13 protein-coding genes are annotated in these 22,856 nt (G+C 60.8%); 6 read left to right on the top strand and 7 right to left on the bottom strand.

Annotation, left to right across the window (positions count from 1 at the left end; genetic code table 11):
- Positions 1–31 precede the first annotated feature (31 nt).
- Genes PspR84_RS19085 through PspR84_RS19095 form a run of 3 tightly spaced genes read left to right on the top strand, consistent with a single transcriptional unit; the run spans position 32 to position 3,038 of the window.
- The gene (locus PspR84_RS19085) at positions 32–1,762 is read left to right on the top strand and encodes an NUDIX domain-containing protein (protein WP_160058731.1); all 1,731 of its coding nucleotides are present in this window, start codon (positions 32–34) and stop codon (positions 1,760–1,762) included.
- A complete protein-coding gene (locus tag PspR84_RS19090) occupies positions 1,759–2,478 on the top strand; it encodes a hypothetical protein (RefSeq protein WP_160058732.1) in 720 nt (239 codons plus the stop codon). Before PspR84_RS19085 ends, PspR84_RS19090 begins: the two co-directional genes overlap by 4 nt.
- Entirely contained in the window at positions 2,475–3,038 is a 564-nt protein-coding gene (locus tag PspR84_RS19095; RefSeq protein WP_160058733.1) for a dCTP deaminase, read from the top strand. The genes PspR84_RS19090 and PspR84_RS19095 overlap by 4 nt, the downstream gene beginning before the upstream one ends.
- A gap of 18 nt (positions 3,039–3,056) precedes the next feature.
- Here the strand turns inward: PspR84_RS19095 and hemB are convergent, their stop codons facing one another.
- Positions 3,057–4,031, bottom strand: a complete 975-nt coding sequence (gene hemB, locus PspR84_RS19100) for a porphobilinogen synthase (RefSeq protein WP_160058734.1) — start codon at positions 4,029–4,031, stop codon at positions 3,057–3,059.
- Between the two features lie 242 nt (positions 4,032–4,273).
- Positions 4,274–4,972, bottom strand: a complete 699-nt coding sequence (locus tag PspR84_RS19105) for a glutathione binding-like protein (protein ID WP_160058735.1) — start codon at positions 4,970–4,972, stop codon at positions 4,274–4,276.
- Between the two features lie 316 nt (positions 4,973–5,288).
- Here PspR84_RS19105 and PspR84_RS19110 point away from each other — a divergent pair, with 316 nt between their 5' ends.
- Positions 5,289–5,963, top strand: a complete 675-nt coding sequence (locus PspR84_RS19110) for a hypothetical protein (protein ID WP_016985322.1) — start codon at positions 5,289–5,291, stop codon at positions 5,961–5,963.
- A gap of 119 nt (positions 5,964–6,082) precedes the next feature.
- Here PspR84_RS19110 and mnmH read toward each other — a convergent pair whose 3' ends face one another.
- From mnmH to PspR84_RS19125, 3 genes are all read right to left on the bottom strand, one after another.
- On the bottom strand, positions 6,083–7,186 hold the full coding sequence (gene mnmH, locus PspR84_RS19115; RefSeq protein WP_160058736.1) for a tRNA 2-selenouridine(34) synthase MnmH: 1,104 nt from the start codon (positions 7,184–7,186) through the stop codon (positions 6,083–6,085).
- Positions 7,186–8,220 carry a selenide, water dikinase SelD gene (selD, locus tag PspR84_RS19120; RefSeq protein ID WP_150795782.1) on the bottom strand — a complete coding sequence of 345 codons (1,035 nt, stop codon included), beginning with the start codon at positions 8,218–8,220 and terminating at the stop codon, positions 7,186–7,188. Before selD ends, mnmH begins: the two co-directional genes overlap by 1 nt.
- 238 nt (positions 8,221–8,458) lie before the next feature.
- Positions 8,459–18,982 (bottom strand): autotransporter-associated beta strand repeat-containing protein, encoded by a 10,524-nt coding sequence (locus PspR84_RS19125; protein ID WP_160058737.1) that lies wholly within the window; start codon positions 18,980–18,982, stop codon positions 8,459–8,461.
- A gap of 513 nt (positions 18,983–19,495) precedes the next feature.
- On the opposite strand from PspR84_RS19125, the gene PspR84_RS19130 reads away from it, so the two are divergent.
- Both PspR84_RS19130 and PspR84_RS19135 read left to right on the top strand, forming a co-directional pair.
- Positions 19,496–20,455, top strand: coding sequence for a nucleoside-specific channel-forming protein Tsx (locus tag PspR84_RS19130; RefSeq protein ID WP_160058738.1), 960 nt, complete (start codon positions 19,496–19,498; stop codon positions 20,453–20,455).
- Positions 20,456–20,470: 15 nt separating this feature from the next.
- On the top strand, positions 20,471–21,493 hold the full coding sequence (locus PspR84_RS19135; protein ID WP_160058739.1) for a purine nucleoside permease: 1,023 nt from the start codon (positions 20,471–20,473) through the stop codon (positions 21,491–21,493).
- A gap of 121 nt (positions 21,494–21,614) precedes the next feature.
- On the opposite strand, the gene PspR84_RS19140 is transcribed toward PspR84_RS19135, so the two are convergent.
- Positions 21,615–22,571, bottom strand: a complete 957-nt coding sequence (locus tag PspR84_RS19140; RefSeq protein WP_160058740.1) for a zinc-binding alcohol dehydrogenase family protein — start codon at positions 22,569–22,571, stop codon at positions 21,615–21,617.
- A 30-nt stretch (positions 22,572–22,601) separates the two neighbouring features.
- Positions 22,602–22,775, bottom strand: coding sequence for a DUF1427 family protein (locus PspR84_RS19145; RefSeq protein ID WP_007969534.1), 174 nt, complete (start codon positions 22,773–22,775; stop codon positions 22,602–22,604).
- Between the last annotated feature and the right edge of the window lie 81 nt (positions 22,776–22,856).

The following is a 22,856-nucleotide window of genomic DNA, read 5'->3' on the forward strand; positions in this document are numbered from 1 at the left end:
CCGCAAAATACATCCTTATAAGGACTGATACATGCTAGGGATTTTGGTATATCTCGTCGCTGCAGTATTGATTTTATTTTTCTACGTTCTGGTATTTCCAACACAGGACTTCTTCTATCAACTGATTGGCGCGTTGATTGTTAGTCTTCTGGTCTGGGACATGACCACCAAGCGATACCTGCTAAAAATCAGCAGAATCTTCGCCATCCAATGGGAACGGCAAACCGAGCAGTTTTTCTGCGCCCCCAGCGAAACGAAACTGACAAAGCTGAAGCTTTTTCGACGTAAAAGAAACGACGAAATCACACCTGTCTATATCGAGAAGCTCTCCGTTAAATCTTCTGCAGCCATGATAGTCACGCTGCAGGGTGAAAAGAACGTCAAGCAGGCCGCGACTCTTGGCTTTCAACATTTCAAAGTCCTCGCGCAAAAAGCCGCCAAATGGCAGGCTTATCGCAAGTATCTTCTCAGGGAGGCCACCGTGGACTTCCCACTAATACACAAAATTGCCGACACACTTGCTCCTCCCTCAGAATACGTGACCGGCGACGACCTTAAACTCACCTCCGACAACGATTTCCTCAAGAGACTGGCAACAACCAGTAAAGAGGTCGTGCACATATTCACCACAACGTCGCAGCTCTCCTCGGACTTCATCACCACCGTTGCCAATCACAAGAAAGATATAAAAACCCTGCACTTTTATATTTGCAGTCCTTATATCCAGAGTCATAAGTCTCTGCTCGACCTGACGCAAGAATATGAAAATCCTGCCTTCACCCGGCAGAAGGGACAATTCGTATGCAACGACGATGACAGCGTTCATGTCGAAGCCGATATGGTTCGCCGCATGATCAAGATTCTCGGCGCGATTCGCGAACTTGCCAGGCTGACGAACCAAGTCAACATCGAACTACACTTCTTCACTCAGCGTTATCCGGGCGTCAAGATCAAGGCACTGGAGCAAAAAGGCTACGCGCAGATACAACCAGGTCCTCTTTCCTACGCCAACAACCTTTATCGGTTTGCCGTTGATGTGAAGGAGTCTGAACATAACCAGTTACTGCAAAAAGACCTGGCAGCCTTCCGCCAGAGTGGCAAGATCGAGACCATTGAGTTGAAGGCTTCGTCAGGCAAACCCGTTGGCGAGCAAGCCGTCAAAGAAATGTGCCAATGGCTTTGCAGCCGGGGCATGACGGAGAAGAAACTGCAAGCAATGCATTCGCGAATCAAGGACATTGCCAAAGACGCTGACTCGGACAAGATCATCAACGACATCTTTCTCAGGCTTGAAAAGGTAACCGACGTTCTTGCGCAAGGTGATCAGGTCTGTGAAGTGCTTGCGCCCGATGGTTCGGTGACTCATTTCTCCACAGGATTGATCATTGAAAAAGACGACAAGTTGCTGCTGATAAAAAAGGCTGACCCCTTCTACAAAGAAAAATACAGCATTGTCGCCGGACACGTGAACCGCCATGAGACGCCTGTAGAAGCGATCAAACGGGAAGTTTATGAAGAGCTGGGATTAACCCTGAGTAACCCGCGACTGATCACGCCAGCCTTCGAACTCAACGATGCCTGCCGTCATAACGCGGACCGACACCTCTGGTTTGTCTTCAAGGCCGATTTACCGGATGGTGACTATCAACTCGACAGCAGCGAAATCAGCAAGACCAAACTTGTCCCTATAGCCGACCTCAAGGCAGACCTTCTGACCCCAGGTGCACTTGGCGTAATGAAGAAATTGAGTTATATGCCATGACGATCGTCATCAAATTGCCCGGTGCAGGCATGATCAAGAAGGGGCCGTCGACCTCGAGTATCGACTGGCTAAGCTACCGCGATTATCGGATCGACGCCGACTTTTACCGTGATCTTCTCAAACTGATTTCATCTCAGGATAACACTCAACAATGGGTGATCGTTTCCGGCGGAGTGGGCTCGCACCTGCAGACCAACTTCGCCAGAGAAATGCATGCCAGCGCTGACGAGCTGAAAGCGATTGGTACCGATCACGTGCGAACGCTGCAGAAAGTCTTCCTCTCGTACTGCAGCAGATCTGGCGCCAGCGTGCATGAAGTACTGGTGCCCGTCACCGAGCTGAATGCTGTTATGGCGGACAGCCGCGCAACGATCTTCTTTGTCGATCCAGACATTCGTTATGCCTCCACCGATACTTTGGCAGCCGCAGCAGCTCAAGCCATCGCGGCAGACAAGTTGATCGTCTTCAAAGCCAAGGTTCCGGTTTTCTCAGCCGGGTTCCCCACTCCGACTCGCATCGAAAAATGGCCGATAGCCGATCTCGGAGCGCGCGCAGAATCATTCGAAGCACAGAACCCTGGGCATTACATCATGGACAGCGCATCGGTGCAGATCATCCGCAGCGCTGGAATTTCGACCTGGCTGCTTGCCCCGGATAACTATATAGCCCTGTTTGATCCCGAGCAGTGCGAGAGTGCCACGGAGATAGTGCTATGAGTGTCTGGAGCGATACCGACATCCTCAACGGGCATAATGGTGAAGATTTGCAGATAGTTGACTTCAATCCTGATTGTCTGCGCTCTTCCAGCTATCTGTTGCGCTTGCACGACCGAATGCTGGTTCGACAATCGACCGCTGTCACCATCGATAGCCGTTCGACTGACACCGCCGCGTTATTCACCGAAGTCCAAATACCGCCAGAAGGGTATGTACTCGAGCCGGGGGTGCTTTACCTCGCCTCGTCCGTGGAAAGACTGCGGCTGGGGAACAACGTATGTGCCGAGATGGGTCTGTTGTCCTGCTATGCACGCATTGGCATGAATCTGAACTTTGGCTCCAACTTTATCGCCGCGACCTTCGGCGAGCGCGAGCCCTCGAGATTGACACTCGAGATCATTAATCTGTCGCGAGATAACATTCGCCTGTATCCCGGTGTCAAGCTCTGTCACCTGCGTGTGCATCAGCAACGCTCCCCCAGCCGCACTACCTACTCAGGGATTTATGCAGCCGGGGAGCAGACACTACCGACAAACTTCAACCTCAAGCCAGCCCGCTAGGTGCTGGCGGCGGGCTATCTAGATCCCGGCCAGCGCCAGATCCATCGCAAAGTAAGTGAAGATCAGATCCGCACCCGCGCGCTTGATCGCGCCGAGGCTTTCACGGACCACGCGATCCTCATCGATCGCCCCGGCCTGTGCGCCGAACTTGATCATCGCGTACTCACCACTGACCTGATACGCCGCCAGCGGCAGGTTCGAGGCTTCGCGGATGTCGCGGATGATGTCGAGGTACGCGCCAGCCGGTTTGACCATCAGCGCGTCGGCACCTTCTTGCTCGTCGAGCAGTGATTCGCGCAAGGCTTCGCGGCGGTTCATCGGGTTCATCTGATAGCTTTTGCGGTCGCCTTTCAGCGCGCTGCCACCGGCTTCGCGGAACGGGCCGTACAGTGCCGAAGCAAATTTGGTCGAGTAGGCCATGATCGGAATCTGGGTGAAGCCGGCCGCGTCCAGTGCCTGGCGAATCGCCCGCACCTGACCGTCCATCGCCGCCGACGGCGCGATCACATCAGCACCGGCACGCGCCGCTGCCACGGCTTGTTTGCCGAGGTTGATCAGGGTCTGGTCATTGTCGACTTCATGGTTGTGCATCACGCCGCAGTGGCCGTGATCGGTGTATTCGCAGAAGCAGGTGTCGGACATCACGATCATCTCCGGCACGGCATCCTTGGCAATGCGCGACATGCGCGAGACCAGACCGTCGTCGCGCCAGGTGTCGCTGCCGTTGCTGTCCAGATGGTGGGACACGCCGAAGGTCATCACCGACTTGACGCCGGCACGGGCATAACGCTCGATTTCGCTGGCCAGTTTGCGCTCGGGAATGCGCATCACCCCGGGCATGCTCTTGATCGGCACGAAGTCATCGATTTCTTCCTCGACGAAAATCGGCAGGACCAGATCGTTCAGGCTGAATTCGGTTTCCTGGAACAGGCTGCGCAGGCTCGCATTGCGGCGCAGACGGCGGGGACGTGCTTCGGGGAACTGACTGGACATGGGGGCCTTTCCTGAAAACGGCAGATGAGACGAAAGTCGTAGGGGGCGAAGCTTATGCCTTGCGGGGGTTGGGGTACAAACCTGGATCAATCAAGAGTGCATTACTGGGGGTGTAATAATCGCTGTGACACAACAAATCCCCTGTAGGAGCTGCCGAAGGCTGCGATCTTTTGATCTTGCTTTTAAAAATCAACATCAAAAGGTCGCAGCCTTCGGCAGCTCCTACAGGGGGATGTGTGGTGTCAGGAAGGGATGGTCAGGCCGCGAATGACCGCCGGACGCGCGAGGAATCGCTCAAGCACCCGGGTGACATTCGGGAAGTTGCTGATGCCAACCAGATCACCGGCCTCGTAAAACCCGATCAAATTACGCACCCATGGGAACGTGGCGATATCGGCGATGGTGTAGCGCTCGCCCATGATCCAGTCACGGCCCTCGAGCCGACCGTCGAGCACTTTGAGCAGACGTTTGCTTTCGTCGACATAACGATCACGCGGACGCTTGTCTTCGTAGTCCTTGCCGGCAAATTTGTTGAAGAAGCCGAGCTGGCCGAACATCGGGCCGATGCCGCCCATCTGGAACATCAACCACTGGATGGTTTCGTAACGCTGCGCGCCTTCCTGGGCGAGCAACTGGCCGCTTTTGTCGGCCAGGTAAATCAGGATCGCACCGGACTCGAACAGCGGCAGCGGCTTATCTTCGGGACCATGGGGATCGAGGATCGCCGGGATCTTGTTGTTCGGGTTCAGCGACAGGAACTCGGCGGACAGCTGATCATTGCTGTCGAAAGCAACCTTGTGCGGCTCGTACGGCAGGCCGATTTCTTCGAGCATGATCGAGACTTTGACGCCGTTGGGCGTCGGCAAGGAATAGAGCTGAATCCAGTCAGGGTACTGCGCCGGCCACTTCTGGGTGATCGGGAACGCGGACAGATCGGTCATGGGAAGCATCCAGTCACAAATTAAAGTCCTGAGCATAATCCAGGATCACACGCTCTAGCGCGGGTTCTTTTTGCCAGCGTCGTTGCACCTACTTAAATCCGCAACATCCTGTCGCTAACCTGCCACCAGGCCGCTAAACGGAGCCGTTAGAGTGCTGCGCACTCGGACGATCGAACCAAACGGCCCTCAGGGGACTCTGAGCTATGCCTTTGTTGCAGAGGAAGCCGTTCATGACAGGGAAAACACCCGGTGCTGGGAGCCCGTGGTGTAAAGGTTTGTCAGCCTTAATTGAATCTGCTGAAGAACTTTCTATTTCATGACGAACCTTATGCGATTCGCCAAACGCTTCAAACACCGTGCGTATGTGGCCCTGCCTTCCCTGCTGGCCGTCAGTGCGCTGTTTCTGTCGCTTGAGTCCAGCGAAAGCCGCGCGCAACCGGCGGATGGCACCCAGACCCTGGTGTTCCTGCGCCACGCAGAAAAACCCGAGGGCGGTCTCGGCCAGCTCAACTGCCAGGGCCTGAACCGCGCCATCGACCTGTCGACGCTGCTGCCGGAAAAATTCGGCAAGGCCGATTACGTGTTCGCCGCCAACCCGACACGCAATGTCGAGGAAGGTGAGCTGGACAACTCCTACAGCTACATTCGCCCGCTGATGACCATCAGCCCTGCCGCGATCAAGCTCGGTCTGCCGGTGAACATCGAGTTCTCGGCCAACGACACCAGCGATCTGGCCCGCGAGCTGCTGGAAGACAAGTATCACAACTCGACGATTTACACCGCGTGGTCCCACGGCTATCTGCCGGAGTTGATCAACAAGGTGGCTGGCAAAGCGGTCGGCGAGAAACAGAACATCACTGAGGACTGGGCGGGCAACGATTTTGACTCGCTGTATGTACTGACCCTGACCTGGCACAACGGCAAGGCCAGTCTGCAGAGCCACAGCTACAAGCAGGGGCTGGATCATGGCAAGGAAACCTGCCCGACCTGATTCTTGTGTGGCCTGACCCGGCCCCTTCGCGAGCAGGCTCGCTCCCACATTGGATCTGCGTGAAATACAAATCCCCTGTGGGAGCGAGCCTGCTCGCGAAGAGGCCAGCCGCTACAAACTCAACCTTTCTGGCTCAGCCGCTCACGCAAATACTCAAGCACCGCCCCACGCTCCCCGGCAAACTCGATCCGCCCGCCCTTCTTCTCGCGCTGAAACACATACATCGGGTCGTAATACTCACGCAGCAACCCTTCGATCCAGCCGCGATGCAAGTCCACCGCCCCGCTACGCCCCTGCGCCGCCAACGCGTCTTCCATCAAAATCAGCAAGCGTCGATGGCGCTCGCCACCCAAGCGCTTCTGCACGTTGTTGAGGCTTTCCAGCAGACGTTCAGAAAACAGCGTAAAGCCCTCCTCGCCATGCACCGTAGAGAACTCCGCCGACAGATCGACCACATAATCGCGCAGGATCCGCTCCACACGATCCTCAAAACTGTCTTCCAGCCAGACCATCGGGTACTGCTGCATGCCCTGATACAACGGCAGCGGCAAGGCGCAACTGCCGACCACCCGGCTCTCGTCCTCCAGCACAAACTGCGTGATACCCGCGTCGCGCTTCTTGAGAATGTCGATGGCCAGACGGTTTTCAAAGTCGATGTTCGACGGCTGCCCGGTGGCGCGCTTGCCGAAGCTGGAGCCGCGATGATTGGCGTGCCCTTCAAGGTCTAGGCCGTTTTGCAGTTGCACCAGCACTTCGGTCTTGCCGGTGCCGGTCATGCCGCCGAGCAGTACGAAATCACATTGCGCGATGGCCTGCTCAAGGGTGTCGATAAGGAAGTTGCGCATTGCCTTGTAGCCGCCGCCGACACGCGGATAGTCAATGCCGGCTTCGTCACGCAGCCACTGCTGGGTGATCTGCGAGCGCAGGCCACCACGAAAACAATAGAGATAACCGTCAGGATGGGCGCGGGCAAAATCGGCCCAAGCCTCGATACGCTCGGCTTTCACCGCGCCCGACACCAATTGATGGCCCAACTCGATGGCAGCCTGCTGACCGTGCTGTTTATAGCAGGTGCCGATCTTCTGCCGTTCGACGTCGTTCATCAGCGGCAGGTTGATCACACCGGGGAACGCGCCCTTGTGAAACTCGACCGGCGCGCGGGCATCCATCAGCGGCCGGTCGTTGAGGAAAATGTCTCGGTAGTCAGTGCAGTCGCGGAGCATCAAATCACCTCGACTGCGTTCGTCTGTCGCTCAACCAGTTCGCCGATTGGCGCCAGGTTCAGACCCAGTTCGGCGGCGACGGCGAGGAATTCTTCATTGCCTTCAGGCGTCACCGCGATCAACAGACCACCGCTGGTTTGTGGGTCGCAGAGCACGCGCTTATGCAGCTCCTGCACGCGGCCGACCTTGCTGGCATAGCTGTCGAAATTACGCAGCGTACCGCCGGGCACACAGCCCTGATCGAGGTAGTACTCGACGCTGTCCAGACGCGGCACCCGGTCGTAGGCGATGCGCGCGGTGAGCTTGCTGCCATCGGCCATTTCCACCAGATGCCCGAGCAGACCAAAACCGGTGACGTCGGTCATCGCCGTAACGCCGGCGAGTTTGCCGAAGCGGCTGCCGGGTTTGTTCAAGGTGCACATCCAGTCGCGGGCCACGCCGACGTCGGCGGCGCGCAATTTGCCCTTTTTCTCGGCGGTGGTGAGGATGCCGATGCCCAGCGGTTTGGTCAGGTACAACAGGCAACCGGCGGTGGCGGTGTCGTTGCGCTTCATGTGGCGCTTCTCGACCAGACCGGTGACCGCGAGGCCGAAGATCGGCTCCGGCGCATCGATCGAATGCCCGCCCGCCAGTGGAATGCCCGCCGCGTCGCAAACCGCACGGCCACCGCGAATCACTTCACGCGCCACTTCCGGGGCCAGCACATTGACCGGCCAGCCGAGAATGGCGATCGCCATCAATGGATCACCGCCCATCGCATAGATGTCGCTGATCGCGTTGGTCGCGGCGATGCGGCCGAAGTCGAACGGGTCATCGACGATCGGCATGAAAAAGTCCGTGGTCGAGACCACACCGCGCTCGGCATCGATCTCGTATACCGCCGCGTCATCCCGCGAGGCGTTGCCGACCCACAGTTTCGGATCAAGGTTCTGCGCACCGCTGCCGGCCAGAATCACTTCCAGCACCTGCGGGGAAATCTTGCAGCCGCAACCGGCGCCGTGGCTGTATTGGGTCAGACGAATCGGCTCGCTCATGGGGGAGTCTCAGGCTGTTGATGGGGCGGATTCTAGCAGAGCACGGCCCAGCAGTTTTTTGCACTGACTGAGCGGCCCCTTCGCGAGTAGGCTCGCTCCCACATTTGCACCGCATTCCCCTGTGTGCGAGCCTGCTCGCGAAGGCAATCGAACAGTCACCACACGCATCGGGTTGCCAAAGAATTTACAGGCAAAAAAAACCGCCCTTACGGGCGGCTAAAAGTGCTTCGACCCTAAATCAGAAGCCCAGGCTGAAGCTGATGGTCATCGCATGGTCATTGCTGTCGTTCGACAGTTGCCCCGAGTAGCCAACCCCGAGTTTGCCGGTCGGGCTGATCTGGAAGTCGACTCCCGCTTCAACAATCGCGCTGTCCTTGGCGATCGGCACGCCTTGGGTGCTGAACGACGCGCCGCCGTCGATGAAGGTCAGATCAGCGTCAGGCTTGGTGTCACCAAAGGCATGGCGCCAGCCGATGGCCGCGCGCGGGGTGAATTGCCCGCCGTTGGCCAGGGTGATGACTTTGCCGGCGCGTACACCGAGGGTCGAGAAGGTGATGTCTTGATCGGCATCCGCTTCCAGGCGCCCTACTCCGCCTTTCTCCTTGGCTTTGTCAGTGTCGTAGTTGACGTAGGCGAGCCCTGCGAACGGCTCAAGGGCAATGCCGCCCGCGTCGATGGCGTAACCGACTTCACCGAACACCTGGGCGCTGCGTGCGTCGTAGTTGGCTTTCAGACGATCGTTGTAGCTGCCGACGCTGACGTTGCGTTTGGTTTCGATGTCGTGCCAGCTGTAAGCCGCGCCGAGGCGCACCGCCAGGGCATCGAACTGCGAGTTGAGGTACGCCGCCAGGTGGTAGCTTTCGACGGTGGCATCCGAGCGACGATCATGCGCATCGAGATCGCTGCGGGTGTAACCGGCGGCCATACCCACGCGCCACTGGTCATCGAGTTGCTTGTCGGTGCCGAGCATGAAGCCGCTGAGGTTGCGATCAAGTTTCGCCGCATTGCTGTCGCCATCCGACTCGCCCCAGGCGCCGAGTGCCCGCGCCCAGCCGACCATTTCGCCGTGGCAACCGTTGCTGCTCAATTGGTTGTCACTTGGCGCCAGGGCTCGGCGTGGATCATCCGCCGCGCTGCATGACGGTTGGCGCATGCGATCGTTGACCGCGTCACGCACATAACGCGAATCCTCGAGGATCGCACTGGCGGTGCTGGCGTGGATCTCACCCGACAGACTGTCGAAGGCATTACGCGCACCGGCGACACTGAGGTTGACGATCTCGTTCTGCAACGCCGCGCCCGCCGGGCCGTTGTTCGACAGCGCGGTGGCGGTTCGGAACTGGTTGCCGGTGGCAGCGACATCGGCGAAGGAATTGCCGTTGCGGCTGACCACCAGGTTCACCGCATTAGCGTCATACACCAGCGCGCTGTTAAGGAACGCGTATTGCGGCAGGTCCGCAGCGCTGAAGGTGCCGTTCACGCCACCGCCCGCCGTGATCAGCGAATACATGGTGTTGCCGGTGAACGGTGCCAGCGAATTGACTTGCAAGGCGCCGCCCAACGCCGCGGTGCCCCCGACTGCCAATGGTGTTGCGGTTGGCGAGCTGACCGTCAGTGCCAGCACACCGTCGGATGCGTTGGTCAGGTTACCGGCCACGCTCAGGGTTCCAGCCTCGGCGCCAGAAGCCACCACACCGTGGTTGACCACCGAGCCGACGCTGCCGTTACCGCTCAACCCCGCCCCATTGGCCACGGTGACTTGCCCGCCCAGCGAAGCCCGCGCCGCACGGCTGCCGACTTGCAGCACGCCTTGATCGACCGCGACCGTGCCGCTGAAGGGGTTATCACCGGCCAACAGCAAGGTGCCAGTACCGCTTTTGAGCATCGCGCCAAGTCCGCTCAGCGATCCGTTGAACAGACCATTGACGTTCTGTTGGAACACCAGCGAAGCGTTGTTGAGAATGTTGCCCTGCAAGCTGGTGGTATTACCGATCAACGTACCGCCGCTGACGGTGGTGCCTCCGCTGTAAGTGTTGGCGCCGCTCAATACCAACGTGCCGGAATCAAGTTTCTCGATGCCGCCCGTGCCCACCAGTGGCGTAGAGATTTCCGCACTCCCACCGGCATTGACCCGCACTGGCGCGAGGCTGCCGTCCGTGCCGTTGACCGGCGTCAGCGTACCGCCAGCCCCCGGAACCAGGCTATAGCCGCCGGAGAGAAATTGCAGACCGGTAAAGTTCTGATTGCCCTGCACGGTCACCGTACCGGCCTGGCCACCGAACACCGCGAACTGACCATTTGAAGCCAAGGCCTGGGTACCGCTCGGATCGGTCCAGTTAGTGCCTGGGCCCCATACACCGCTACCGCCGCCGATGCTGCCATCGGGATTGGTGGTGCCACCGTTCCAGAACTGCACCTCACCCGGCGTGCCTTGCACCAGCAGATTGATCTGATTGGCGATGGCGGTTTGCAGGGTCAGATTGGCCGCCGACACCGGCAGGCTGCCATACACCAGACCGTTGTCGGTGAGGCTGCCGCCGTAGCTGAACAGTTGATAAACCCCAGTGCCGAAACCGCCGGCGTTGCTGATGTTCAGCGTACCGTCGAGGGTCAGGTTGCCGGCGACGTTGACCACGGTGGTCGAACTGGCCGCCGAGCCGAGACTGAAGTCCAGATTGGTTCCCGAGGACAACGCCAGCGAACCGACCGACAACGGCGTCGCCGTGCCACCGCCAGCCAGCGTCGCACCGCTGGCCAGTTGCACGGCGCCGCCGAGTTGGCCGCCACCGCCGATGCTCGCGCCGCTGGCAACGTTGACGCTGGCGCTGTTGAGCACACCGTTGACGATCAGGTTGCCAGCCTGCACCGAGGTGTTGCCGGTGAAGGTGTTGTTGCCGGCCAGCAGAAGCTCACCGGTGCCGGCTTTGTTCAGCGTACCGGCGCCGGTGAGGTTGCCGGTGTAGCTGCCGTCAGCGTTCTGCTCGAAGGTCAGCGTTGCGTTGTTGACGATCGCCCCTTGCAGGCTGCTGGTGTCACCGCGCGTCGTGCCGCCGTTCAGTGTGGTGCCGCCGCTGTAGGTGTTGGCGCCACTGAGGACGAGATCGCCGCTACCGTTTTTCAGCAGACTGCCGGTGCCGGTCACCGCACCGATCAACGTGGTGTTCTGATTACCGGCCAGGGTCAGTTGAGCGCCAAGGTTGACGGCGTTGGCCAGTTGCAGCGCCGAGGTGCTGTCGAGGGTGCCGTTGCCGGTCACGTTGAGCGCGGCGCTGCTGAGTGCACTGTTGTTGCCGAGGATCAGCGTACCGCCGGCGAATTGAGTACCACCGCTGTAAGTGTTGCTGCCGTTGAGGGTCAGGCTCGATGCGCCGGCCTTGATCAGGCTGCCGCTGCCGCTGACCACGCCGCCGAGGGTCAAGGCGTTGGAGCCGGCAACGGTCAAACCACCATTGACGACCACGTCGTTGCCCAGACTGACGGCCGCGTTGCTGTCCAGCGCCGTGCCGTCAGCAGCGGTCAACACACCAGTGCCGAGCGCCGCGTTGTTGCCAACCACGATTTTGCCGCCATTGAGCGCCGTGCCGCCGGTGTAGCCGTTGGCCGCGTTGAGCACCAGCGTACCGCTGTCGTATTTGCCCAGCGTGCCGCTGCCATTGAGCGCCACACCGAGGGTTGCCGTGGCGTTCGGGTCAACCCGCACCGTGGCATTGCCCAGCGAACCGTTGACCAGATTCAGCGAGCCCGCCGTGCCGTTCACCAGGCTGTAGCCATCGGTGACGAACTGCATGCCGGTGATGGTTTGCGCGCCATTGACGGTCACCGTACCGGCCGCGCCCTGAAACACCGCAAAGTTGTTGGTCCAGGCCTGATTGGTGGTGCCGTTGACGTCGGTCCAGTTGGTGGTGCCAGTGTTCCAAGTGCCGCTGCCGCCTTCGACCGAACCGTTGGCCAGCAGTTGGTTGCCGTCCCAGAACTGCACGGTGACGCCCGGTGCGGTGACCAGCAGGTTGATCTGATTGGCCAGAGCGGTTTGCAGGGTCAGATCGCCCGGGCTGACGCTGCCCGGCAGTGTGCCGAAGAGCATGCCGTTGTCGGTCAGGCCGCCGGTGTAGTCGATCAGGCGATAGACACCGCTGCCGAAACCACCGATGTCGCTGACATTGAGGGTGCCGTCGAGTGTCAGATTACCGCCGACGCTGACCAGCGCATTGCCGCCACCGGACACCGGGGTGCCGAGGCCGACGTCGAAGTTTGAATTGCCGTTGAACAGCAGCGAACTCACGTTCAGCGTACTGCCGGTGACGCCCGCCAGATGACCGCCATCGGCCACCGTCACGGCACCGCTCAAGGTGCCGCTGCCACCGAGCGTGCCGCCGTTATTGACCAGCACGTTACCACTGGCCAGCGAACCGTTGACCTGCAGGGTGCCGGCGTTGACGTTGGTATCGCCGGTGAGGTCGCTGATGCCGCTGAGGGTCAGGGTGCCGCTGCCGAGTTTGCTCAGGCTGCCGTCACCGCTGAGGATGCCGGCGAAGGTGCTGCTGACATTGTTGCCGCCAAGGCTCAACGTATTGCCCGTGCCGATCAGCGCAGTGCCGCTGCCAGTGAGGCTGGCAAGGCTGCCCGAAGCACCGAGATTCAGCGCCGCGCCGCTCGCGAGATTAACCGTGGCGTTGTTGCCCAGTGCCGCGCCACTCAACGTGGTCAGGCTGCCGGCGAGCACATCGAAGGTGCCGCTGAAGGTGTTGCTGCCACTCAGTGTCACGTCGGCCAGACCGTTTTTGCTCAGCGTACCGGCGCCAGCGATGACACCGCCGAGTGTCAGGTTGTTGTTGCCGGCCAGGGCCAGATTGGCATTGACGTTGAGGTTGTTGGCCAGCACCAGTGGCGCGGAATTGTCGAGGGTCGAAGCGCCGGCCACGGTCAGCGCGCCGCTGCCCAGAGAGCTGCCCGTACCAAGGGTCAGCGTGCCGGCATTCAGCGTGGTACCGCCGGAGTAAGTATTGATGCCGTTGAGTGTCAGGTTCGACGCGCCGTTCTTGATCAAGCCACCCGCGCCGCTGACAACGCCGGCGAGGGTCAGGTTGTTGCTGCCGGTGTTGCTCAGGTTGGCGTTGAGCACCACGTTGTTGCCCAGGCTCAGCGCGCTGTTGCTGTCGAGCGCCGAGGCGCCAGCTACGGTGAGATTGCCCAGACCCAGTGCCGAGTTGCTGCCAGCGGTCAGGGTGCCGGCGTTCAGGGTGGTGCCGCCGAGGAAGTTGTTATTGCCGCTGAGGGTCAGGTTGGCTGCGCCGTTTTTGCTCAGGCTGCCAGCGCCGTTGACCGTGCCGGCCAGGGTCAGATCCGCCGTACCACCGATGCCGAGGTTGCCGGCCAGATTCACCGCATTGTTCAGCGAAACCGCTGTGCTCGCATCCAGCGTGGTGCCGCCCGCCGCGTTCAACGTGCCAGAACCCAGCGCCGAGTTCGACGCCAGAATCAGTCCGCCGGCGTTCAAGGCAACCGGGCCAAGGAAGGCATTGTTACCGCCGAGGGTCAGGTTCGCCGTGCCGGTTTTGATCAGACCACCCGTGCCGCCAATCACGCCGTTGAGGGTCAGTGCATTGCTGCCGACCACGGTGAGGTTGCCGTTCAGCGTCGCGGCGTTGGCCAGTGTCACCGCCGCGTTGCTGTCCAGTTGCGTGCCGGCATTCGCCGTCAACGTGCCGGTGCCGAGCGCGGTGTTACTGCCGACGATGATCTTGCCGCCGTCCAGTTGCGTGCCGCCGGTATAAGTGTTGGCACCACCCAGCACCAGGGTGCCGGCGTCGAGTTTATTAAGGATGCCGCTGCCATCGATATTGGCATTGATGGTCGCCGTCACGCCCGGATCAACGCGCAACGAAGTAGTGCCGCCGGTGCCGTTGACCGCTGTGAGTTGCCCCGCTGCACCGTTGATTACGTTGTAGCCGTCGGTGAGGAACTGCATGCCAGTGAATGCCTGCGTGCCGTTTACCGTCACCGTGCCGGCGGTGCCCTGGAACACCGCGAAATCACCCGCCCACGGCTGGTTGACCAGACCGTTGGCATCGGTCCAGTTGGTGCCGACCGCATTCCACGTGCCGCTACCGCCATCGACCACACCGTTGGCGATGGTCTGGCTGCCGTCCCAGTAACGGATGTTGCTGTTCGGCGCGGAGACTTGAATGTTGATCTGATTGGCCACGCCGGTCTGTACCAGCAGATCGCCGAGACCATAACCGACCGGCACGCTGGCGACATCGAGGCCCAGATTGGTCAGGGCGCCGGTGTAGTTGAACAGGCGATACACGCCGACGCCAAAACCGCCGGCATCGGTGACGTTGAGATTGCCGTCGAGGGTGAGGTTGCCGCCGACGTTCATCAGCGAAGTGGTCGACGGCGTGCCCAACGCCACATCGACATTGCTGCCGGCCGCGAGGGTCAGCGCACCGGCGGACAGTTGATTGCCCGACGCCAACGCCAGATGCCCGCCGCTGTTGACGTTGACGCTACCAAGCGCCGAACCGGTGCCGGTCAGCGTACCGCCGGTATTGACGTTGACCTGTGCACTGGCCAGCGAACCGCTGAGATCGACGGTGCCGCCATTGATCGCGGTGTTGCCGGTAATGCCGTTGATGCCAGTGAGGTTCAAGGTGCCGGTGCCGACTTTGACCAGGCCGCCGCTGCCGCTGAGATCACCGTCAAAGGTACTGGTGACGTTGCCACCGCCGACGGTCAGGGTGTTGCTGCCGGTCAGTTGCACACTGCCGCTGCCGGTCAGCGCGCCGAGGCTGGCGTCGCTGCCCAGATTGAGCCCGGCGCCGGCGCTGATGTTGACCCCGGAAGTGCTGCCCAGCGCATTGCTGTTGAGGGTGGTGACGCTGCCCGAGATGATGTTCAGTGCGCCGGTAAAAGTGTTATTGCCGGCGAGGGTCAGATCCGACAGACCGTTTTTGGTCAGGCTGCCAGCGCCGTCGATGATGCCGTTCAAGCTCAGATCGTTGTTGCCGGCGACGGTCAGTCCGGCATTCAGCGTAATGGCGTTGCCGATGCCGAACGAGGCGCTGTTATCCAGCGTCGCCGCACCGCCGACGATCAATCCGCCACTGCCGAGGCCGTTGGCATTGCCCAAGGTCAGCGTACCGGCATTGAGCGTGGTGCCGCCGCTGAAGGTGTTGTTGCCATTGAGGGTGAGATTGGCCGCGCCGTCCTTGATCAACTGGCCAGTGCCGCTGGTGACACCGCCGAGGGTGAGGTTCTGCGTGCCGCCAACGCTAAGCGCCGCATTCAGGGCGACGGCGTTGTTGAGGCTGACCAGTGGAGAATTGCTGTCCAGCGTTGCCGCGCCAGCGACGGTCAGCGCACCGGAACCGAGCGCCGAACTGTTGCCGACGGTCAGGGTGCCGGCGTTCAGCGTGGTGCCGCCGAGGTAATTGTTGGCCGCATTGAGAATCAGATTGGCCGCGCCGTCTTTCACCAGACTGCCGGCGCCGCTGACCAGACCGGTCAGGGTCATATTCGCCGTGCCGCCGATATTCAAGGCACCGGCGAGTGCCACGGCATTGTTCAGACTGACGGCGGTGTTGGCGTCCAGCGTGGTGTTGGCGGCCGCGTTCAACGTACCGGAACCCAGCGCGGTGTTGCTACCGACAATCAGTTTGCCGGTGTTCAACGCGGTGTTGCCAAAATAAGTGTTGGCGCCATTGAGGGTGAGGTCGGCAGCGCCGTTCTTGGTCAGCCCACCGATACCGGCGACCACGCCGCCCAAGGTCAGCGCATTGCTGCCGCCCAAGGTCAGGGTGCCGCCGAGGTTGACGTTGTTGGCCAGCGTTGCCGCAGTGCTGGCATCAAGGGTGGTGCCGTTCGAGGCGTTCAGTGTGCCGGTGCCGAGGGCCGTGCTGGAGCCGACCACCAGCGAACCGGCATTCAGCGCGGTGGTGCCGGTGTAGGTGTTGTTGCCGTTGAGGGTCAGGCTCGATGCGCCGGTCTTGATCAAACCGTTGCCGCCACTGATCACCCCGCCGAGGGTCAGTGCGTTGGCGCCGCCAGCGGTGAGGTTGGCGTTGAGAATCACGTTGTTGTTCAGGGTCACGGCCGAACTGCTGTTGAGCGTGCCCGCACCTTCCACCGACAACGCGCCAGTGCCCAGTGCGGCGCCGTTGCCGACGGTGAGGCTGCCAGCATTCAGCGTGGTGCCGCCGCTGTAGGTGTTGGTGCCGTTAAGAGTGAGATTGGCGGCGCCGTTTTTCACCAGTTGGCTGGCGCCACTGATCACCCCGCCGAGGGTCAGCGCGTTACTACCACCGATCCCCAGGCTGTTGTTGAGAATGACCGCGTTGTTCAGCGTCACCGCCGCATTGCTGTCGAGGGTGGCCACGCCGCCAACGGTGATATTGCCGCTGCCGAGCGCCGCGTTGGCACCCGCCGTAATCGTGCCCGCGTTCAACGCGACCGCACCGAGGAAGGTGTTGGCGCCGTTGAGAACCAGGTTGGCCGCGCCGTTCTTGGTCAGCCCGCCGCTGCCGCTGACAATTCCGCCCAGGGTCAGGTTGGCGCTGCCGCCGACATTGAGGTTGCCGCCGAGGGAGACCGCGTTGGTCAGCGCCACTGCCGTGCTGGCGTCGAGCGTAGTACCCGCCGCCGTGGCCAAGGCGCCAGTGCCCAGCGCAGTATTGGAACCGACAATCAACGTGCCGGCATTCAGCGCAGTACCGCCGGAGAAGGTGTTGTTGCCGCTGAGACTCAGGTTGGCGGTGCCGTTTTTGATTAGATTGCCGGCGCCACTGACGACACCACTCAGGCCCAATGCTTGCGTGCCACCAACGGTCAGCCCCCCCGCGAGCGCGACGGCATTGGCCAGGGTCACCGCCGTGGTCGCATCCAGCGTGGTGCCCGCCGCCGCATTCAGCGCGCCGGTCCCCAGCGCGGTGTTGCTGCCCACCAACAGGCTGCCGGCATTGAGCAACGTGTTGCCGCTGTTGCTGTTGTTGCCGGTCAACGTCAGGCTGGCACTGCCGGACTTGGTGATGCCGCCGGTGCCGGACAATACGCCGCCAAGGGTCAGGGCATTGCTGCCGAGCACGTTGAGCGCGCCGGTCATGCCGATGTTATTCGCCAGCGTTACGTTGGCGGTGCTATCGAGACTGGTACCGGCGGCCGTGTTCAGCGCGCCGCTACCGAGCGAGTTGTTATTGGTCACCAGCAGGCTGCCGGCGCTGAGAGTGGTGGTGCCAGTGAAACCTGTATTGGCGCCACTGACGGTCAGGCTGCCAGTACCGGTTTTGGTCAGGCCGCTGCTGCCGCTGATCAAACCGCCGAGGGTCAGTGCGCCAGTGCCGCCGGCGGTCAAGGTGCCGCCGAGGCTGATGGCGTTGGCCAGGCTGATCGTGCCCGGTGCGCTCAGCGTTGTCGCGCCGGTCACATTGAGCGTGCCGGTGCTGAACGCCTGATTGTTGCCCAACTGCACCGTGCCGCCATTGAGCGTGGTGTTACCCAGATAGGTGTTGGCGGCGCTAAGGTTTAGCTGACCGGTACCGGCCTTGGTGAAACCGCCGCTGCCGGAAATCACCCCGCTCAGGGTGGTGGCGTTGCCGCCTTGTACCGTAACGCCGCCGGCACCGAGGGAAATCAGATTGCTGATGTTCAACCCGGCATTGCTGGCTTGCAGAATCCCGCCGTTGGAGGTGATGACGCCGCTGCCGAAGGTGGCGTTGTTGTTGAAATTCGCGATACCGCCATTGAGCGTGGTCGCGCCGCTGACCAGTGGCCCCTGCAAGGTCCAGGTGCCGCTGTTGAGGGTCAGGTTGTTGAAGTTGATGTAGGTGGCGCTCGATGCCGTGCCAGTCCCGGTGATACCGCCGCCGACGCCAGCCGGGTTTTGCAGGATCAGGCTGTTGGTGCCGCCCGCACCGCCATCCACCGTACCGGTTGGGGCGAAGGTCAGGTTGATGCCGATCAAACCGCCAAGGCCGACGCTGATCTGTACACCGTCACCGACGTTGACGCTGGAGCCGGTCACCGCGGTGAAGGTGTTGGTGCTCGCCGCGCCCATCGACACGCCGCCGGTAATCGCACCGGCGTTGGTGAAGGTGTTGCCTGCCGCCGAGGTCTCGAAGGCGATCCGGCCATTGATGACACCGGTGCTGCTGTTGGTCATGTTGACCTGCGAGCCGCCGTAAACGCCGATCACCGGGGTGTCGGCCAGGGTGATGCCGCCGATCGAGAGTCCGGTCGAGGTGATGGTGCCGTTGTTGGTGATGCTGGTGGTGCCGGCCGCGGCGTTGTTCACGCCAATGGCCAGGCCGTCGATGCTGGTCAGGTTGAGCCCGAGCAGCATCCCCGTACCACGGATGATCCCGCTGGCGTTGTTGAGCACACTGACCGTGCTCGTCGCGCCAGTGCCGATGAATGCACCGCCGCTCAATACCGAGACCAGGCCGAGCAGCGCCGGGTCGATAGTGCCGGAGTTGTTCAGGGAGATGTTCACCCCGGTCAGGTCCATCACATGGCCGCCGAGGGTCGCGTTCATCTGCGCCCCACTGTTGACGTTGACCGTCAGGCCACTGGTGGCGCTGGAAAAATTATTGAGAAACAGCGGCAGGCTGGGCACACCGGTACAGGTCACCGTTGAACCCGCCGTGGAGCACGTGGCCAACGCAGGTGCGCTGACCCCGCCGAACAACAGCCCGGCAACGCTCAAGTGCACAGCAAGGGAAAGAGGGGAAAAGCGCGAAACGAGGGCGACACCAAACCTTGCTTCCACGGGCTACTCCTTGTCGTGGCCAATTTCTTCCTTGAGGGCGCGCAGAACCGTGCTTATTCCACACGCGAATCAAGACTGCGACGGTCATCACAAAACCGCGTTATTGGGGACAACGCTAGTAGACGCCCGGCAATGGGGCACGGATTAAATGGTGTTAATACTTTAATACTAGAGGGGTCTGGAATCGGCGTTTCAGCCCGCAGTCATTGACTGTGAAGAGGTTAAAAACTGTGGGAGCGAGCTTGCTCGCGAATGCGTTGTGTCAGCTTGCGGATACTTTTCTGATACCCCGCCTTCGCGAGCAAGCTCGCTCCCACAGGGAACTGTAGGGTCTGCAAACCCGCGCCTGACCGATCCATCAGGAAATACTGAAAAAGGACAGATTTTTCAGCCCATTGAAGGTTTTGGTACGCCTTATGCAAACGTTTGCGTAACGTCAATCCCAAGGTTTTCGTAACAAAACCGTACAAGCCCACGGAACACGGGCCTCGAATCCGCAAAAAAGGACTTTGAATGCACGCCGCCTCGCCTTTTCGCGCACCTTTTGCGCGCACGCTTGCTGTTTCCCTGCTACTGACCGGCGTTACCGGAGTTCTCAGCCACAGCGCTTTGGCGCAACCGCCGGCCAAGGAAGAATCCGCCCAGGGCGAAGCGCTCAGCCCGGAAGCCAGCCCGCCGAAAAAAGGTGCCTATCTGTCTGACTGGTACAACCAGGACTTGATGTTGATTGGCAGCAAAGACATCAGCTTCGGCCCGCAACCGGCCGATGACATCTATCTGGAATACGAGTACTTCGGCCGCAAAGGTCCGTTCGAACTGTACGGCTACGTTGACATCCCGAAGATCTTCAACATCGGCAACAGCCATGACAAAGGCGTGTGGGATCACGGCTCACCGGTGTTCATGGAGCACGAACCGCGCATCTCCATCGATTACCTCGCCGGCCGCAGCCTGGCCATCGGCCCGTTCAAGGAATGGTATGTAGCGTTCGACTGGATCTACGACCACGGCAGCCGCAAAGAGAACCGCGCCAACACCCTCTACAGCGGTTTCGGCACCGACATCGATACGCACTCGCGGGTCAACCTTTCGGCCAACCTCTACGGTCGCTATCAGTGGGAAAACTACGGCGCCAGCAATGAATATTCCTGGGACGGCTACCGCGCGCAGCTCAAGTACATCGTGCCGATCGACAAATTCAGCAACGGTGCCTCACTGACCTACATCGGTTTCACCAACTTCGATTTCGGTTCGGACATCCACAAGGACAACCCCGCTCGCACGGCCAACGCGACGGTGGCGACCAACGTGTTGCTCTACTCGTTCACCCACTTGCGCTTCACCCTGGTCGGCCGTTATTTCCACAACGGCGGCAACTGGGAAGACGGCAGCGAGCTGAATTTTGGCGACGGCAATTTCCGTGCGCGTTCCAACGGCTGGGGTTACTACGCCGGCGTCGGTTATCAGTTCTGAATCAAGGAGTTTTCCATGCAAGCAATGATGCGTTTGACCCTGGCCGGCGCGGCCCTGCTCTCCTCTACCGCGTGGGCCGCCGAAGCACCGATTCAACCGAAAGTCATGCTGATCACCATGTTCGCCCCCGAGGCACAAAACTGGATTGATCGCCTGGAGTTGAAGCAGGAAATCCGCGTGCCGGGCCTGTCCGCCGAGTACCCGAGCATCCGCTGCAACGCGCAGCAGGTCTGCCTGTTGACCACCGGCATGGGTCAAACCAACGCCGCCGCTTCGACATTGGCGTTGGCGCTGTCGCCGAAATTCGACCTGCGCAAAAGTTACTTCCTGATCGCTGGCATTGCCGGGATCAGCCCGAAACACGGGACCATCGGCACCGCTGCGTGGGCGCATTATCTGGTGGAATTCGGCACGCAATGGGAGATCGATTCGCGCGATGCGCCATCGAGCTGGCCGACCGGGTATCTGGGCATCAACACCAAAGGGCCGAACGAAAAACCGCCGCTGGACTACAAGACCGAAGTCTTTGAACTCAACCCGAAACTGCAGGCCAAGGCCTTCGCCCTGAGCCATAAAGTCGAGCTGAGCGAGAGCAAGGAATCGGCGGCGTGGCGCCTGAAATATCCGTCGGCCCCGGCCAATCAACCACCGGTGGTGACGCGCTGCGACACGTTGGCCGGCAACACCTGGTTTTCCGGCACGCGCCTGAGCGAACGGGCCGAGGTCTGGACCAAACTGCTGACCGACAACAAGGGCGAATACTGCACGACGCAGCAGGAAGACAACTCGACCTATGAGGCCTTGCTGCGTGCAAGCCGTGAAGGTCTGGTCGACGTGCAACGCCTCGCCGTGGTGCGTGCAGGCTCCGACTTTGACCGTCCTGAGCCGGGCGGCAGTGAAGTGGACAACCTGCTCAAGTACGCCGATCAGGGCGGCTTCGTACCGGCGCTGGAGAACCTCTATCGCGCGGGTAATCCGCTGGTGCAGGACATCTTGAAAAACTGGTCGGCATGGGAAAACGGCGTCCCGCAATCCTGAGCTACACACCGATCTACTGTAGGAGTGAGCCTGCTCGCGATAGCGGTGTGTCAGTTTAATCATGAGTGACTGATACACCGCTATCGCGAGCAGGCTCACTCCTACACGGGTTTGCGGTGGGTCAGGGAATTAGGATGACCTTGTCGCCGCTGCCCTGATTGACTTCGGCGTAGCGCGCCAAGCCTTCGGCCAACGGCGCCTCGACCAACCCTTGCGGCAACGGCAACAAGGCTTCATCAAAGAACCGCCCGAACTGCTCCAGCATCGCCGCACAGGCTGCAACGCCATACAGCAGCGAATTGATCCCGACCACCGAGCCGCCCTTGCGATACAGGGCCAGCGCCGGCAGTTGCACATGCCCATCCACCGGAGCCGCGATGATCGCGATCCGGCCGAAGGTAGCCAATGCCGCCACCGACGCCGGCAGCCAGAAACCAGTGGTGTCGAAGATCACATCGGCGCCTCCGCGATACACCGCGTTGACCTGTGCACCGAGGTCTTCGGGCTTATCCAGCTGAATCGTCTGATAACCCTGAGCCTGCAAATCCGCCACCTGCTCCGGGCGCCGCGCCGCCGCCAGCAACTGCGCGCCACGCACTTTCGCCAGGGCCAATGCTGCGGTCGCTACCGCCCCACCGCCGATCACCAGCAAACGCGTTTCAGCCGTTACCAGACTGCGTTCCAAAGCATCCCACGCCGTCGTGTACGGCACGCCGAGGCTGGCGGCCTGGGTGAAACTCAGGTGCGAGGGTTTGTGTGCCACACCATTGGCCGGCAGTTTGACGAACTCGGCGTGCGAGCCATCGGCAAAAAAGCCCAGCTCACGGCCAGTGCCCCAGACTTCCTGACCGATCAACCCCTGCGGCCCTTCGACGACGACACCGGCGAAATCGCGGCCAGGAATCCGTGGCAGCGTGGTGTACGGAAAACGGCCGAGGACGTTTTTCACATCGCTGGGGTTGAGGCCAGCCGCCTTGATCTGCACCAGCACTTCGTCAGCGCCGGGCACCGGGGTCGGCACCTCGATATAGCGCAGGGCAGACAGGTCGCCGGTTTTATCGAATTGCAGTGCTTTCATGAGGACATCCACCGAAGGAAAAGAGGAAATTCAGGACAACCAACCCGCGACCAGTTGCCGGCCCATCGGCCACAACTGCTCACCGGCGAGCATGCCGAGCAAACCGACCAGGGCGATGGCCGGGGGCGCCGGAGAACGGAAATCCAGCGCGCCGTACAACAGGCCGACGCCCAGACCGATGGCCAGCGAAATCAGGTAGTTCATGGGAGTAACTCCGCCGCTTGAAGGGAATGGGCAGAGTTTAGGGAACCGGCGGGGATAGCATCGGCCAAGGACTTCTGAATT

The organism is Pseudomonas sp. R84 (assembly GCF_009834515.1).
Taxonomy (GTDB): Bacteria; Pseudomonadota; Gammaproteobacteria; order Pseudomonadales; family Pseudomonadaceae; genus Aquipseudomonas.